The following is a 13,173-nucleotide window of genomic DNA, read 5'->3' as shown; positions in this document are numbered from 1 at the left end:
TAAGCGGAACCAGTTGCCTGTTGGCGCACGTTTCGGCTATGCGGCCACTTTGAGACGTGGGTTCCGCCTTACCGTTGCGTGAAAGTCTAGGGTGGAACGCTGCGGCAATCAGCGCGTTAATTTCAGGTTCAATCTTCAGGACTTTAAAATTTAACACATACCATCACCGTGAGGTCAGGGCGCTTGCCCTGGCCTCATTGTGATTTTAAGAGAAATTGGCTAGGCTGAACTATTTTTCGACAAATTAGGTTATCTGACTAAGCTTGTTGGCGAGGTTTCACTGGGATAATTAGGTGTAGCGAGAGGGATGTTGGCTTCGCGTGACCGGCTGTTCTGGGCTGGAGTGGGACCAGTGGCTGACTCCCACGCCAGTGTTGAAAAAAATTTTTTGCAAGGCCCATTTTGCCGCCGAATTCTAATGATATTCCGGTAAAATAGGAAAATTATGATGCATATCGTTACGGGTATGAGAGAGAAAGGATTTATCGGGTTTTGAAGAATTTAGGTGCGCCAACTGAAAATGTCATGAAGGGGATCTTCTGGGCAACCGTGGCTTCGGCCATGTTTGGGATTTCCGGGACCGTCCTGCAGTTCATTTCACAAGGCCAATCAATTCCGACCAGTTGGTTCTTATCTGCGCGAACCATGGGTGCCGGCATTATTTTGTTGTTCATTAGTTTGGTATTGTATGGTAAAAAGACGTTTACGATTTTTAAGAGTTGGGCAGAAATTGGGTGGATCGTCGCCTATGCGCTGATTGGGTTGGGGGCGAACCTGCTGACCTTCTACATCGCTGTGCAGACGGGGAATGCGGCCGCGGCCACGATTCTTCAGTATCTCAGCCCGTTGTTCATCGTGTTGGGCAGTCTGTTGTTCAAACACGAACGTCCATTGCGTAGTGATTTGATTGCCTTCGTGGTGGCGTTAGTCGGCGTCTTCTTGGCCATTACGCGTGGTGACATTACGCAGTTAGCCATTCCGCTCAATTCCCTGTTGTGGGGGATTGGGTCAGGGATCACGGCCGCCTGCTACGTCGTTTTACCACGGCCACTGGTACGTGACTATGGTCATGCGCCGATTACTGTGTTAGGCTGGGGAACGTTTATTGCGGGTGTGGTCTTCAATTTGTACCACCCCGTCTTCATGAACATGCCACCGATTACCGGCACGCTGATTGGGTCTATGGCCACGGTCATCATCGTGGGGACCATCCTACCATTCTCGTTGATCCTCTACAGCACCCACTTTGCGCCGTCCGACGTCATCAGTATCGTCGACGCCACGCAGCCGGTGGTGACGTTCGTGTTGTCGATTTTATTCTTAAGCCTCAAGATTACGATTGCTGAAATCATCGGCTCCGTCCTGGTCATCGTGGCCATTTACCTGTTACAACAGGGGCGGCGGAAGATTGAAACGCAATTTGAGCGGGTAGATTAGGAAGTGAGCAAATGACGACCTTTGATTGGGTGCGTCATGGTCAAACGCAAGCCAACGTTGACCAGATTATGCAAGGACAATTGGATAGTGCCGTCACGCATTTAACGGTCAACGGCTTACAACAAGCGGAACGGCTGGCCCAGTGGCTGTCAAATAGCCACTACGATCAGTTGGTCAGCAGCCCCTTACACCGGACCCGGCAAACGACGGCGGCTTTAACGGCGACGTTAGACGTGTTGCCGCAATTTGACGACCGACTGATGGAGGCCGACTACGGGCAGTGGACCGGCGCTAATTTTCAAGGACTGCGGGCCCAGCAACCGGCAGATTTTGACGCGCTGACGGGGGAAGCTTTGCCGGACACCTTAGCGGCAGTCGGCGGTGAAACTTACCTGGACGTACAACGGCGAGTAGGGCAATGGTTGGCCGAAGAGGTCGTGGACCATCCCAACGACCATATTTTGGTGGTGAGCCACGGCTTGACCATCAAGGCCACCGCCCTGTTGATGCTGGCGGCCCCAGCCACAACCGCATTGCCAGAACCAAGCAACACCAGCCTGACGCGGATGGTGATCGATCCGGTGACCGGCCAACGCTATTTGCGGTCCTATGCGGTCAGTGGGCAGTTTCGCTAGAGAATCGAGTGGGCCTCAAGGCAGTTGATAGTTTTAAATGGAACCGGCTGCCCTAAGGCGCACGTTTCGGCCATCTAAAGTTGTTGAACGGAATAATGAAAATAAGCGCTATTCTGAAAAAATAGCAGTTAAAAAAAGTTGCGCAGCCCAGTTTTGGCTACGCAACTTTTTTATTAAGTTCTATCTGAAAATTGAAAGACGAAAATCAACTGAAACTATCGTTATCATGCGACTCATGGCGTTAAAAGATAGTCGTTTTCAGCCTCACAATGCGAACTCCTGGCTGACGCAGGAGCCTGGTTTCACCAACTTTAAGTGTCAGAACACTGTCATTACGGCAATCAGCGCGTTAATTTTAGATTCAATCTTCAGTTTCTATGTTATTGGGCGGTAACCCCACCGTCAACGGGGATTTCGGCACCGGTGATGAAGGAGGCATCATCGGAGGCTAAGAAGGCGACTGTCGCAGCGACTTCCGATGCTTTACCCAACCGGCCCAGGGGATGCATCTTCCCCAGGTCGGTCTTCGGTGCTTCGTAGACGTCTGAAGCGTAGTCGGCCATTTCCGTTTCAATCAGGCCGGGGTGAACCGAGTTGACCCGGACCTGAGCGGGAGCGTATTCAATGGCGGCATCCTTGGTCATCAAACGCACAGCCCCTTTGCTGGCACCATAGAGGGTGGCCTGTGGGGAGCCGGCCAAGCCAGCGATTGAGGACGTGTTGATGACGGAACCACTCTTCTTGGCGGCCATGATCGGAATCACGTGCTTCATGCCGAAGAAGACGCCCTTAACGTTGATGTTCATGAGTTGGTCCCATTGTTTTTCAGTAATCTCAGGTAGGTTGATGAGGCGGAAGATGCCGGCGTTATTGAAGAGAATGTCAATCGTGCCAAATTTATCAAGTGTGGCTTTGACAACCTTTTCCCAATCGGCTTCTTGACTGACGTCTTGTGGCATGAAGATGGCCTTAGGGGTGTCAAGGTCAGCGGCAGCTTTTTCGCCCGCCTTGACGTTAATATCCGTGAAAACGACGGTTGCGCCTTCTGCTAAGAAGCGTTTAACCGTTGCCAGGCCAATCCCAGCCGCGCCGCCAGTTACCAGTGCAATTTTACCATCGAGTCGTTCAGTCATGCTAAAAACCTCCAGTATGTAAGATTATTGTACATGTTCATTATATCACAAAACAAACTGAGTGGGTCTGCTTGACAGCTAAAGGTGAGGGTGGCGACCGGTGCCCTGCGATGTCATCGACGACCAGCCTTAATGCTCGCCGGCTAATCGCCTTTGGTTTCACTCTCCAAAGAAAAATAACCCCGCCACCAAGGCGAGGTTATTTTTAGGTTGAGACAGCCGGTTTACTTCTTGAGGTTATCTTCTACGTAAGAACGAACTTCATCGTCGGACTTCGCATCGATTTCCTTCATCGAAGCTTCAGTTTCATCGGTGTTGTGACCATTGGATTCCATAAAGTGGTTCCAAAGCGCATCCCGAACTGGTTGCTTTGAATCTGACCAGTCGAATACTTCACTCATCTTTTCATCCAATAAAGCAGTCTTTTCTACAACAGCCATAACCAATTACCTCCAAAATGAATATTGGGGTCAGCGGTTCTGTTACTGGCATACGCCACCGGCTTCATCTTCATAGTAGTCCTAAAACTTCAAAATGGTAAATATTTTGTTTAACGTCGCCAAGTTTGCTGGTGATACCGGCCTAAATGCCTGGGAATGGACAGTCGCGAGGAGATTTGCGTTGACACAGTAACTGTTGATTGACGGGGATTGGCGCGCGTTGGTAAACGAAAAACCTGGCCGTTAGTGCGGTCGGGTTGGTAACTGGGCTGACAAACGTGGCTTAAACCACCTGTAGATCCAGCACCCAATTATCCGCTTGTTTATTCTTATTGATCTTAGCGGGGTCGCTGACCAAGTCTTCGTTGACCTTAACCACAGTGCCCGCGTATGGCGTCTTGAAATTTTCCACGGCCTTGTCGCTTTCGACTTCTAAGATGTCGTCGCCAGCGGCCAGAACGTCTTCGCTTAGAATCGGCAGGTCGGCAAAGCTAATGTCACCGATCTGTTCGAGCGCGTCGCTGGATAGGCCCAGGCGGTAGTGGCCCTGGTCGCGTTGTTCCAGCCAGACGCCGTCCTTCACCGTGATTGCTGGGGCGGCTGGGGTCTTCTTGCCAGTGAACCAGCCGATGAGTCGTTGCCAAAATGAGTGTTGTGCAGCCATGAGTAATTCCTCCCTGTATGTCATGTTTAACATCTAGTATACCCTTTACGTGTAACCGCTGACAATAACTTGCTCACGGGCTGCGAGAGTTGTTGCTACCGCGGGCTTATGCTACACTGAAAATAATTTCACTCGGTAGGAGAGTGGGCCAGTTAAAATAGGTGCCAGAGTTGGAAAAATTTTGGTATTTACCAGTATTTAAAAAATAAAGCGCTAAGCGGCCTGGCCCAGCGTCAGCCAGTTTTAGCGTGAAGGGAGCGTTACCCAAAAATGTTTTTAATCGATACCAGCCGCAACGGCCAGGTGGTTACGGATGCCATCGTCAACCAGTCCATTGATAATTATCTCGTCAACGACCTGAAATTGCCGGGCCACGGCCTGATGATGTACGTCAATCAGCCGGCCGTCATTGTCGGCATCAACCAAACCGTCGGCGCCGAGGTGGATTTCCACTATCTCGAGCAGCATCACGTCCAGCTGGTGCGGCGGACATCCGGGGGCGGCGCCGTTTACCACGACGAGCGCAACCTGATTTTCGAGCACATCATCAATGGTGACCCGCAAGATGGGTCCAAATTTGGCGACTACACGGTCTTTGCCGAACCCGTTTTGCGGGCGCTCAAGGCCATGGGCGTTGCCGACCTGGGCATCAGCAACAAGAGTGCCCTGACGGTGGCCGGCAAGAAATTTTCCGGCATGACCATGTTTAAAAATGGTGACGGTTACGCGGCCGGTGGGACCATCATGTACGACTTGAACGTGGATGCGGCTCACGCGGCACTGTTGCCGGCCAGTGAACGGCCGCACCGTGGTGTCGACTCCAACCGGGTGCCCATCACCAATCTGCGGCAATACCTGGCGCCGGAATATCAAAATCTGGACATCCAGGCCTTCAAGGAAGCCTTGTTGTGTCACATTTTTGAAGTCGACCGGCTGGACCAAATTGAGACGTACCATTTGACCGACCATGACTGGGCCGTCATCGACCAGCGACTGGCGGAAAAATACAACACCGACGCCTGGAATTACGGCGCCAACCCAGGTTTCCGCGCCTATGAAAAGTTGACCGTTGCCAAGGGACAGCTGCACGTGAACTTCACGCGCCACGCCGGTAAGTTGCGGGCGGCCCTGCTGTTTGGTTCAGTCGGCACCCCCGCCGAGCTCCACGCCATTTCAGAACAGCTGACCGGTATCGCGGCCACCAGTACGGCGATTGCCGCGGTACTCCAGCAACCGGACGTGGTAGCTGTTTTGGGTGAAGACGCCATCGCACCGGTTACGGCAATTCTAGCGGGGGAGGCGCAGCAATGAAGGCCAAGTACGACGTGAACGTCTACAGCGGCGTGCCGGTCGAGACCAACGCCTCCGGTCAGTACGAAATCAAACGCGACCCCGATGGCAGCTTTAAGCTCCACGACTGGCGGACTGGTCGCCACAGCAAGGGTAAGTTCAAGGGAGTTGGCCAGATTTTCTTGACGGAAAACAACCTGCGGGTCGCCGTCATCGTGGCCCGACCGCTGGACTACAAGCAGCGCCACGACTACACGCCGATGCAACGGCTGACTAGTGAATTCGTCAGCGACGATCTGGTCCAAACGGTGCGGCAAGCACTGGCCAGTGACGACTGAACGTGGTGATAACGATATTTATCAGCAAAAAAGACAGCGCCTCACCGAATTTTGGTGGGACGCTGTCTTTGGTCTGTGATTCAAATTTTGATGGTGGCAGTAAATCATTTCACGAAGTAAGCGCCCTTAAAGTTCGACTGGGTGCCAACCGTGTTGTATTGCACACCGTTGAGCTTGGGATTGATCAGATAGGTGCTGGCCGGTTGAAATAGCGGCGTGACCCCTTGATTCTTCATCAACTCGCCCTCGGCCTTGAGTAGCGTCTTCCAGCGCTGGCTATTAAAGGACGGCGCGTTGCTGGCCTGGGCAATCAGGTCGTCGTAGCGTTCGCTGAACCAGTAGCCGGTGTTGGCGGCATTGTCGCTGGTGAAAAGCGCCAGCATGGCCAGAGGGTCGGCGTACTGCGCGTGTTGCGTGGTTAACGTCAGGTCGGCGTTGGCCGGACCATCCGCTTGGTTGACGGTCCAGTGTCGCTTCTGCAGCGTCACGGTGAGTCTGGGAAGGGCGTACTGTAATTGGGTTCGCAACAGCGTCGCAATTTTTTTGCTGTAAGGGGCGTCCAAATAGCTGAGGGTCAACGTCACGTGGCTGAGTCCGGCCCGTTTGCGCGCGGTCGCCCACTGTTGTTTGGCCAGCTTAGGTTGGTAGGCCAACGTGGCTTGTGCCGGTTGGGACGCCGCAAAGTCCGCCGTGCCTTTTTGGCCCTGACTGAGCCCCGCGGGAACGACGCCTTGGGCGACCAGCGAGGTGTTGCCGTAAGAGTCTTGGCCCAAGCGTTTGCGATTGATGGCGTGAGAAATCGCCAGCCGGGCCAAACGCTGCTTCAAGAGCCGGTCCACGGTCGGGTTCTTGCCGAATTGCCGGTAGTTGAGCAGCACCATTTTCGAGTAGGGCCGTGCCGTATAGGCCGCTTGCTTCTCGTAAGATTTGATGTTGGAAATGCCGACCAACCGCATCTCATCCAGCGTGCCCTGGCGATAAGCGCGCCACATTTGCCGCGTGGTATGGTAGACGTCCACGTTGATGCGCTGCAGGTAGACGTGCTCGCGGTCCCAGTAGTGGGGATTGGGGACCATGTGCCAGTGCTGGCGCGTATTGCCCTTGGCCGCGACCATAAACGGCCCGGCGTAGACCTGATACTGCGGCTTGGTGGCGTATAGCTTGCCGTATTTGCGGGCGACGCGTTGGTTCTGCGGGCCAAACAGCGGAAATGTCAGCCGTTGGGGCAGCTCGGCCATGGGATGATCCAGGTGGACCACCAAGGTGAATTTGTCTGGCGCACTGACGCCCAGTTGGGTCGCCGGCAAGCGCCCATCCAAAATCTTGCGGGCATTCTTGATGCCGACAAACAGGTCCGCGTTCGGCGCCTTGGTCTGCGGCGCCAGCGCCCGTTGCCAGGAGTAAACGAAGTCCTGGGCGGTGATGACGTCGCCGTTGCTCCAATAAGAATCTTTATAGAGGGTAAACGTATAGGTGGTCTTGGCGGCGTTGACGTGCACCTTTTTGGCCAGTGCCAGCTGGGCTTGGCCCTCGCCAGTCGCGGAATAGAGGCCTTCAATCGTATTGTTCAGCCGACCAAATTGCGTCAGCTTGTCGGTGTCTAAGGTAGTCAAGGGCTGTGACGTGGCCAGGGTCAGCACCTGGCGCTTGGTCATGACCCCTTGACTGTCGCTGGTCGAGTTGGTTTCTGAGGGCATCTGGCACCCGGCGACCACTCCCAGTCCCAGCAGGAAAATTAGTATTGCTCCCCAATGTTTCACGTGTACCACTCCTGTGTCTTAATGGTTGATTTATCTTTTATGTAGTTGACTGAAACTATTGTTATCATGCGACTTATGACGTTAAAAATAGTCGTTTACAGCCACATAATGCGAACTGGACGCCAACCGTTCGCCAAATATGGGTTGGAACGCTGGGGCGGACGGGTGGAGCCAAAAAGTGGTTTTACCGCCTCGCTTTGAGCCGAAGTCCATGTCTCAAAGTGGCCTCATGGCCGAAACGTGCGCCAACAGGCAACTGGTTCCGCTTAACACTGCTAGGCAAATAATCCAAGCCCAGGATTATCCGCCTAGCACCGTTAATGCTCACCAGTTAACCGCCTGCCGTCACACTCTTTTTCAACGGCGGAACCCCTGGCAGCCGCAGGTGATGGTTTAGCCAATATAACTGCGCTATTCTTTTCTGATGATAGGGGACTAGACCAGCGGCGTCAAGGGTTACTTGTGGCGGGGCGCGGAATTCGTTAGAATAGGAAAAAACAATTGAGGAGGAGAGCCGATGGAAAAATGGTCAGCGGCGACGATCCGGGATTTTCGCCGGACATTATTAGACTGGTACGATCAAGAGGGCCGCGACCTGCCCTGGCGTCAAGACCACGATCCGTACCACGTTTGGGTCAGTGAAATCATGCTCCAGCAGACTCAGGTCAACACGGTGATTCCGTACTATCAAAATTTCATGGCGACATTTCCGACGGTCACCGACCTGGCGAACGCCGACGAGGCCACGCTACTAAAGGCCTGGCAGGGGCTGGGCTACTATTCGCGCGCCCGTAATCTGCAGCGCGCGGCTCGGCAAATCGTCACCGACTATCAGGGCCACTGGCCGAAAACGGCCGCTGAATTGACCGATTTGGTCGGCATTGGGCCCTATACGGCGGGCGCCATCGCCAGCATTGCCTTTGGCGAGGTGGTGCCAGCGGTGGATGGCAACGCGTTTCGGGTCTTTGCGCGGCTGTTGCTGATTGATGATGACATTGCCAAGCCTCAGACGCGCCAGGTATTTGAACGGGCGATTCAGCCTATCGTGGACCCCAAGCGGCCCGGGGCCTTCAACCAGGCCATCATGGATCTGGGGGCCAGTTACATGCGCGCCAAGAACTCTGATCCTGAGCATTCGCCGGTCAAGGCCTTTGACGCGTCGTATCAGACGGGACGGGTCGCTGATTTTCCGGTCAAGACCAAGGCACCGCGGCCCAAATTAATACCGTACTACGCGGTCATCGTCCACTCACCGGCGGGCTATTTACTGGTCCAGCGCGATGCTACCCAGATGTTAACGGGATATTGGACGTTTCCGCTGCTGTTACAGGCCGATTTGCCCCCCGCAGACGCTACCGAGACTAATAACTTGGCTCAGGACTTGGCGGCCATTACACGGCAATTTAAAACGGATTACCAACTTGACCTGGATTTGACCGTGGTCGGGGGCCAGCCGGTCAGCCACACCTACACCCATCAACGCTGGCGGGTGAAACTGCTGGTGGCCGAACTCGCAACGACGCCTTCTCTGGCCTTTTTCCCCGGCAAATGGGTGGCTGGCAGTGAGATTGCCACGTTGCCCCTGCCGAAGGTCCAAGAAAAAATGATGACGCGGTTCCAAAATCAGGGCCATCCGGCAGCTTTTGCTAAGAATTAGTTTCCGTCGCCGGCAAATTGCAGTATGATTTAAGCAACAATCCCGGCACGACAGAACTAACGAAGAAGGAGTGATCAATCGTGCAAACGATTTTTGACGTGTTAAAGCATATTTCGGTGAATCACCAAGAAGTTGAGAGCCCGCAAGTCGTCATCACGGACCGTGCGGGAAAGCCCAACGGTCTGTTGACAGATCTTTTACATGATTTAATTAATAATGCGCTATTGTTCGTGACCTTAAAGGAGTTGGCTTCTGCGGCGGAGCTGATCGAGCATTTGCGCACCCACACGCCGCTGCCCGCTGACGTGTTGGCCGAGTACAGTAAGATTTTGACGGAAAATTGTGAGGGCCTCAATTTCGCTCCACAAAAGGGTCAAATCGAGCTCATCGTGGCCCGGTAGGTGGACGCAGATGGCAGAAGAACAGTTGATTGAGACCATGCCGGGCGCCAATACCGCGCCACCCCTGTTGTTGTTGCAAGGAACTGGGGGCACGAATCAAGAGATGCTGACCTTTGGCCGACGACTGGCGCCGCAAAGTCCGTTGATCACGATTGGCGGGCGTCAGGGGCAGGGCCGCCAGCGCCAATATTATGCGCAGACGGCGGCCGGGCCGGTCGATACGCAGCAGATTGCGACCGAGGCCGAGTGGCTGGGGCAACAGGCGCAAGCGATTTGTCGCGAGCACCGCTGGGACAGCGACCAGCTGGTGGTTGTGGGCTATTCCAACGGCGCGGCCATGGCGGCGTACGGCGTGCAAACGGGGCAGTTGCCCGGGCAAGCCGCCGTCTTGTTCCACCCGTTACTGTTGCCAGTCGCCCAGCCTAAGCCGCGCCCGGGCTATCACGCCTGGTTGTCGGCGGGGGCCCATGATCCGTTGGTGACGGTTGCCACGGTAAAAAAAGTTTTGGCAAATTTGACGACAATTGGTGTCGAAACCACGTTGGAAGAAACCGGCGGAACCCACCAGCTGACGCCGCATGAGGTGCTGGCAGCCCAACAGTGGTTAGCGGTAAACGCTTTACAGGGGTAGGCAAAAACATTTCAAAAAAATAGCACTTTGCATTTGCTATTCTGGGAAATACCTGTTATCCTATGGTTAATGTATTTATGGTTCGGAAGTTTTAAAGGCTCGACGTTCTTATAAGAATGGCTCCTTTTTACCCCAGCTTTCAAATGCAAATATTATTGCGCTATGCGCATGGAGGTTTCATTCTTATGGAACAAGGTACTGTTAAATGGTTCAACGCTGATAAAGGTTACGGCTTCATCACTTTGGAAAACGGCTCAGACGTTTTCGTTCACTTCTCTGCTATCAACAGTGAAGGCTTCAAGACTCTTGAAGAAGGCCAACACGTATCCCTTGATGTAGAACAAGGCGACCGTGGCCCACAAGCTGCTAACGTTACGGTAGTTGACTAATTTACATTAGCCTAAATCGTGCTTAGTAAAAACCACTGACTTCGGTTAGTGGTTTTTTTGCGGTCATTTTTAACGAGTGAGTGCCAAGACGGCCGGTTAAATGCCCAATTTTCTGGCGGTATTGGTTAGTGAGCACCACCAACCAGTTGGCTTATCAAGTGACAAACGAATTAGTTGTGCTGGGAACTAATTCCGGGTATGATGAAAGCAAATAATGAAGGTGGTGCTTTTAATGAGTGCAGAAAAGGTATTTAACCAAGCAGAATTAGCGAAGTTTAACGGACAAGACGGGCAACCCGCTTACGTGGCGATTGCCGGCATCGTTTATGATGTCACGGGCGTTGACGCCTGGGCCGGTGGTAAGCACCACGGCAACCTGGCCGGCCAAGAACTGACTAGTGTGATCGATGGCAAGTCGCCACATGGCCGCAAGGTGTTGAAGAACTTACCCGTCGTGGGTCAGTATCAAGACTAACGGGAAACAATACAAAAAGCGCTCGGAAGCTAGCTTCCAGGCGCTTTTTTAAATGTCGCAAGAGAGATTCGAACCCTCGACCTACGGTTTAGAAGACCGTTGCTCTATCCAGCTGAGCTATTGCGACAAAATCCCATAACTTCTTAATTATAGAGAAGCGAGCGGGTCGTGTCAATCACTGTTCTGTCCGGTTAGTTGACAGGGGGCGGTGGTTCCAGTAAAGTTAGGCTAAACTAGTCAAGGAGGGTTTCTCGTGGGTGTTGTCCATATCGTTGCCGAAGTCATTGTGTTCTTCGCTGCCATTTTATTAATTTATTATTTCTTTCAAATCACACAAGTCCTCGGTGACCGCAAGAAAAATATCCGTTACTTAATCATTTCTGCCGTTGTGTTGTTCATTGCCTATCCCGTCTCCAATCTGTCCGGGAAGAAGACCGTGAACCCGTCGACACAGATTTCTGATCAGGTGCGTAAGGTCCAAAAGAAGCATCAACAGAAAAAAGAATCCGAGAAAAAAGAGTCACAACAGAAATCATCTAGCAACTCAGCTGATCAGTCAGATAGTAAATAATCTGATAAATAGTAGAAGAGCTGGGGGTTCATCAGGGAACTAACAGTCGTTCAGTGTTGAATTATCAAGAAATTCTAATTTTTAAGCGTGACCACTTGCAATATTCCTGTAACATTAGGATAATATATTTGTAACCTAATGTTGACGGGGGGAATTCTTATGCATGCAGTAGCGATCATTTTACTGATTTTAGTCATTGCCGGAGTGGGTCAATTGTACCTGAATAATCTGGCGGCTTTTCGGAAGAAGAGTAAGCATTTGGCCACGCGCAGTAAATTCCACGACGACAGCAATCGTCGGTTAAGTTAAGAATTAGGGTCGTCCAGTCGATTGGCTGGGCGTTTTTCTTTGGGACGCAAACGAGCCTAGGACAGACCTCCCAGGCTCGTTTGCGTCATCTTTACATAGCAGAACCGGCTAATCGCCCTTTGGCCCACTCTCTTGATACAACTTAATACAGTTGAATATCGCCGCCATCGACCATCAACGTTTGCCCGGTCATGTAAGCACTGGCGCTGCTGGCTAAGAACAGGGCCACGGCGCCGATGTCGTGTTCAGGGTCGCCCAGTCGGTGGAGCGGAATGCTGTTGACCAGCTGATCGTATTGCTGTGGTGCGGCCTGGTGCCATTGCTTGACGCCGTCCGTTTCTGCGATGGGCGAGATGATGTTCAAGCGAATGCCATCGGCGGCCCACTCGTGCGCAACCACCCGGGTCAATCCGCGGATGGCCTCCTTGGCGGCAGCGTAGGCGGCTTGCGTCTGTTGACCTCGAATGCCGGCGCCAGAAGCGAAGTTGATGACGCAACCGTGCGTGGCCTTGAGTTGGTCGTGCGCCAGCAACATCAGGTGTCGCGTGGGTGCGAAGCTGGTATTAAAGGACAGCGCAAAGTCGTCATCCGTCAGGCTGGTAAATGGTTTTTGCTTCGACGCGTGGGCGTTGTTGATCAAGACGTCCAGCTTACCAAAGGTGGCCACGGCGGTGTCGATAATCTGGCGGTCATTTTCGACCTGGGAAATATCCAGATTCAACGTTTCAATTGTGCCAAATTGCGCAAGCTTCTGGGCAGCCGCCTGTAAGTGGTCTTTGTTGACGTCGACGATCAAGACCTGCGCGCCCGCCTTGACGAAAGCCGTGGCCATGCCCAGGCCGATACCGCCAGCGCCACCGGTGATGATCACACTTTTACCTTGTACGTCCCATTGTATTGCCATAATGAATCCCTCCTGATATTGGTTAATCATTTTACCAGCAAGCAATTATACACGTTATCGGCAATTTTGTAATCGTTTTCACAAAAAGGTCACAAACTAACTGGGCGTTCAGATCCGTTGCCCGGCGGTTTTGTGATAG

Annotated in this window: 16 protein-coding genes and 1 tRNA gene; 11 read left to right on the top strand and 6 right to left on the bottom strand. The window is 52.9% G+C overall.

What is annotated here, in order from left to right:
* Positions 1-525: 525 nt before the first annotated feature.
* Complete coding sequence (locus EGT51_RS00795) at positions 526-1,437, top strand: DMT family transporter (protein ID WP_135367058.1); 912 nt, start codon at positions 526-528, stop codon at positions 1,435-1,437.
* 11 nt (positions 1,438-1,448) lie between these two features.
* Complete coding sequence (locus EGT51_RS00790; protein ID WP_135366893.1) at positions 1,449-2,072, top strand: histidine phosphatase family protein; 624 nt, start codon at positions 1,449-1,451, stop codon at positions 2,070-2,072.
* A gap of 380 nt (positions 2,073-2,452) precedes the next feature.
* Here the strand turns inward: EGT51_RS00790 and EGT51_RS00785 are convergent, their stop codons facing one another.
* From EGT51_RS00785 to EGT51_RS00775, 3 genes are all read right to left on the bottom strand, one after another.
* Positions 2,453-3,205 carry an SDR family NAD(P)-dependent oxidoreductase gene (locus EGT51_RS00785; protein WP_135366892.1) on the bottom strand — a complete coding sequence of 251 codons (753 nt, stop codon included), beginning with the start codon at positions 3,203-3,205 and terminating at the stop codon, positions 2,453-2,455.
* A 224-nt stretch (positions 3,206-3,429) separates the two neighbouring features.
* Positions 3,430-3,645 (bottom strand): P8 family protein, encoded by a 216-nt coding sequence (locus EGT51_RS00780; protein WP_125575030.1) that lies wholly within the window; start codon positions 3,643-3,645, stop codon positions 3,430-3,432.
* Between the two features lie 283 nt (positions 3,646-3,928).
* Positions 3,929-4,309, bottom strand: coding sequence for a glycine cleavage system protein H (locus tag EGT51_RS00775; protein ID WP_135366891.1), 381 nt, complete (start codon positions 4,307-4,309; stop codon positions 3,929-3,931).
* Between the two features lie 270 nt (positions 4,310-4,579).
* Between EGT51_RS00775 and EGT51_RS00770 the strand changes: the two genes are divergently transcribed.
* Together EGT51_RS00770 and EGT51_RS00765 are read left to right on the top strand one after the other, a co-directional pair.
* A complete protein-coding gene (locus tag EGT51_RS00770) occupies positions 4,580-5,620 on the top strand; it encodes a lipoate--protein ligase family protein (RefSeq protein ID WP_135366890.1) in 1,041 nt (346 codons plus the stop codon).
* A complete protein-coding gene (locus EGT51_RS00765) occupies positions 5,617-5,937 on the top strand; it encodes a DUF7671 family protein (protein ID WP_135366889.1) in 321 nt (106 codons plus the stop codon). Before EGT51_RS00770 ends, EGT51_RS00765 begins: the two co-directional genes overlap by 4 nt.
* 104 nt (positions 5,938-6,041) lie before the next feature.
* Here EGT51_RS00765 and EGT51_RS00760 read toward each other — a convergent pair whose 3' ends face one another.
* On the bottom strand, positions 6,042-7,697 hold the full coding sequence (locus tag EGT51_RS00760) for a peptide ABC transporter substrate-binding protein (RefSeq protein ID WP_225428655.1): 1,656 nt from the start codon (positions 7,695-7,697) through the stop codon (positions 6,042-6,044).
* 517 nt (positions 7,698-8,214) lie between these two features.
* Between EGT51_RS00760 and mutY the strand changes: the two genes are divergently transcribed.
* From mutY to EGT51_RS00735, 5 genes are all read left to right on the top strand, one after another.
* Positions 8,215-9,354: an A/G-specific adenine glycosylase gene (mutY, locus tag EGT51_RS00755; RefSeq protein ID WP_135366888.1), complete on the top strand. Its 1,140-nt coding sequence runs from the start codon at positions 8,215-8,217 to the stop codon at positions 9,352-9,354.
* Between the two features lie 80 nt (positions 9,355-9,434).
* Positions 9,435-9,755: a hypothetical protein gene (locus tag EGT51_RS00750; RefSeq protein WP_125575025.1), complete on the top strand. Its 321-nt coding sequence runs from the start codon at positions 9,435-9,437 to the stop codon at positions 9,753-9,755.
* 10 nt (positions 9,756-9,765) lie between these two features.
* On the top strand, positions 9,766-10,386 hold the full coding sequence (locus EGT51_RS00745; RefSeq protein WP_135366887.1) for an alpha/beta hydrolase: 621 nt from the start codon (positions 9,766-9,768) through the stop codon (positions 10,384-10,386).
* Between the two features lie 185 nt (positions 10,387-10,571).
* On the top strand, positions 10,572-10,775 hold the full coding sequence (locus tag EGT51_RS00740) for a cold-shock protein (RefSeq protein ID WP_024746588.1): 204 nt from the start codon (positions 10,572-10,574) through the stop codon (positions 10,773-10,775).
* Positions 10,776-11,007: 232 nt separating this feature from the next.
* Positions 11,008-11,250 carry a cytochrome b5 domain-containing protein gene (locus EGT51_RS00735; protein ID WP_135366886.1) on the top strand — a complete coding sequence of 81 codons (243 nt, stop codon included), beginning with the start codon at positions 11,008-11,010 and terminating at the stop codon, positions 11,248-11,250.
* 53 nt (positions 11,251-11,303) lie between these two features.
* Here the strand turns inward: EGT51_RS00735 and EGT51_RS00730 are convergent.
* Positions 11,304-11,377 (bottom strand) — tRNA-Arg (locus tag EGT51_RS00730).
* A gap of 126 nt (positions 11,378-11,503) precedes the next feature.
* Between EGT51_RS00730 and EGT51_RS00725 the strand changes: the two genes are divergently transcribed.
* Together EGT51_RS00725 and EGT51_RS12890 are read left to right on the top strand one after the other, a co-directional pair.
* Entirely contained in the window at positions 11,504-11,821 is a 318-nt protein-coding gene (locus tag EGT51_RS00725; protein ID WP_125575019.1) for a hypothetical protein, read from the top strand.
* Between the two features lie 159 nt (positions 11,822-11,980).
* A complete protein-coding gene (locus tag EGT51_RS12890; RefSeq protein ID WP_164505564.1) occupies positions 11,981-12,130 on the top strand; it encodes a hypothetical protein in 150 nt (49 codons plus the stop codon).
* Positions 12,131-12,272: 142 nt separating this feature from the next.
* Here the strand turns inward: EGT51_RS12890 and EGT51_RS00720 are convergent, their stop codons facing one another.
* On the bottom strand, positions 12,273-13,034 hold the full coding sequence (locus EGT51_RS00720; protein ID WP_135366885.1) for an SDR family NAD(P)-dependent oxidoreductase: 762 nt from the start codon (positions 13,032-13,034) through the stop codon (positions 12,273-12,275).
* Positions 13,035-13,173 lie beyond the last annotated feature (139 nt).

Source organism: Levilactobacillus suantsaiihabitans (assembly GCF_004745505.1).
GTDB classification, from domain to species: domain Bacteria; phylum Bacillota; class Bacilli; order Lactobacillales; family Lactobacillaceae; genus Levilactobacillus; species Levilactobacillus suantsaiihabitans.
Note: the sequence above shows the minus strand (reverse complement) of the source record. Positions and strands in the feature narration are given on the sequence as shown.

Coding starts and splice junctions, on each gene's coding strand:
- EGT51_RS00795 (WP_135367058.1), top strand. CDS start 526: ATGAAGGGGATCTTCTGGGCAACCGTGGCTTCGGCCATGTTTGGGATT.
- EGT51_RS00790 (WP_135366893.1), top strand. CDS start 1,449: ATGACGACCTTTGATTGGGTGCGTCATGGTCAAACGCAAGCCAACGTT.
- EGT51_RS00785 (WP_135366892.1), bottom strand. CDS start 3,205: ATGACTGAACGACTCGATGGTAAAATTGCACTGGTAACTGGCGGCGCG.
- EGT51_RS00780 (WP_125575030.1), bottom strand. CDS start 3,645: ATGGCTGTTGTAGAAAAGACTGCTTTATTGGATGAAAAGATGAGTGAA.
- EGT51_RS00775 (WP_135366891.1), bottom strand. CDS start 4,309: ATGGCTGCACAACACTCATTTTGGCAACGACTCATCGGCTGGTTCACT.
- EGT51_RS00770 (WP_135366890.1), top strand. CDS start 4,580: ATGTTTTTAATCGATACCAGCCGCAACGGCCAGGTGGTTACGGATGCC.
- EGT51_RS00765 (WP_135366889.1), top strand. CDS start 5,617: ATGAAGGCCAAGTACGACGTGAACGTCTACAGCGGCGTGCCGGTCGAG.
- mutY (WP_135366888.1), top strand. CDS start 8,215: ATGGAAAAATGGTCAGCGGCGACGATCCGGGATTTTCGCCGGACATTA.
- EGT51_RS00745 (WP_135366887.1), top strand. CDS start 9,766: ATGGCAGAAGAACAGTTGATTGAGACCATGCCGGGCGCCAATACCGCG.
- EGT51_RS00740 (WP_024746588.1), top strand. CDS start 10,572: ATGGAACAAGGTACTGTTAAATGGTTCAACGCTGATAAAGGTTACGGC.
- EGT51_RS00735 (WP_135366886.1), top strand. CDS start 11,008: ATGAGTGCAGAAAAGGTATTTAACCAAGCAGAATTAGCGAAGTTTAAC.
- EGT51_RS12890 (WP_164505564.1), top strand. CDS start 11,981: ATGCATGCAGTAGCGATCATTTTACTGATTTTAGTCATTGCCGGAGTG.
- EGT51_RS00720 (WP_135366885.1), bottom strand. CDS start 13,034: ATGGCAATACAATGGGACGTACAAGGTAAAAGTGTGATCATCACCGGT.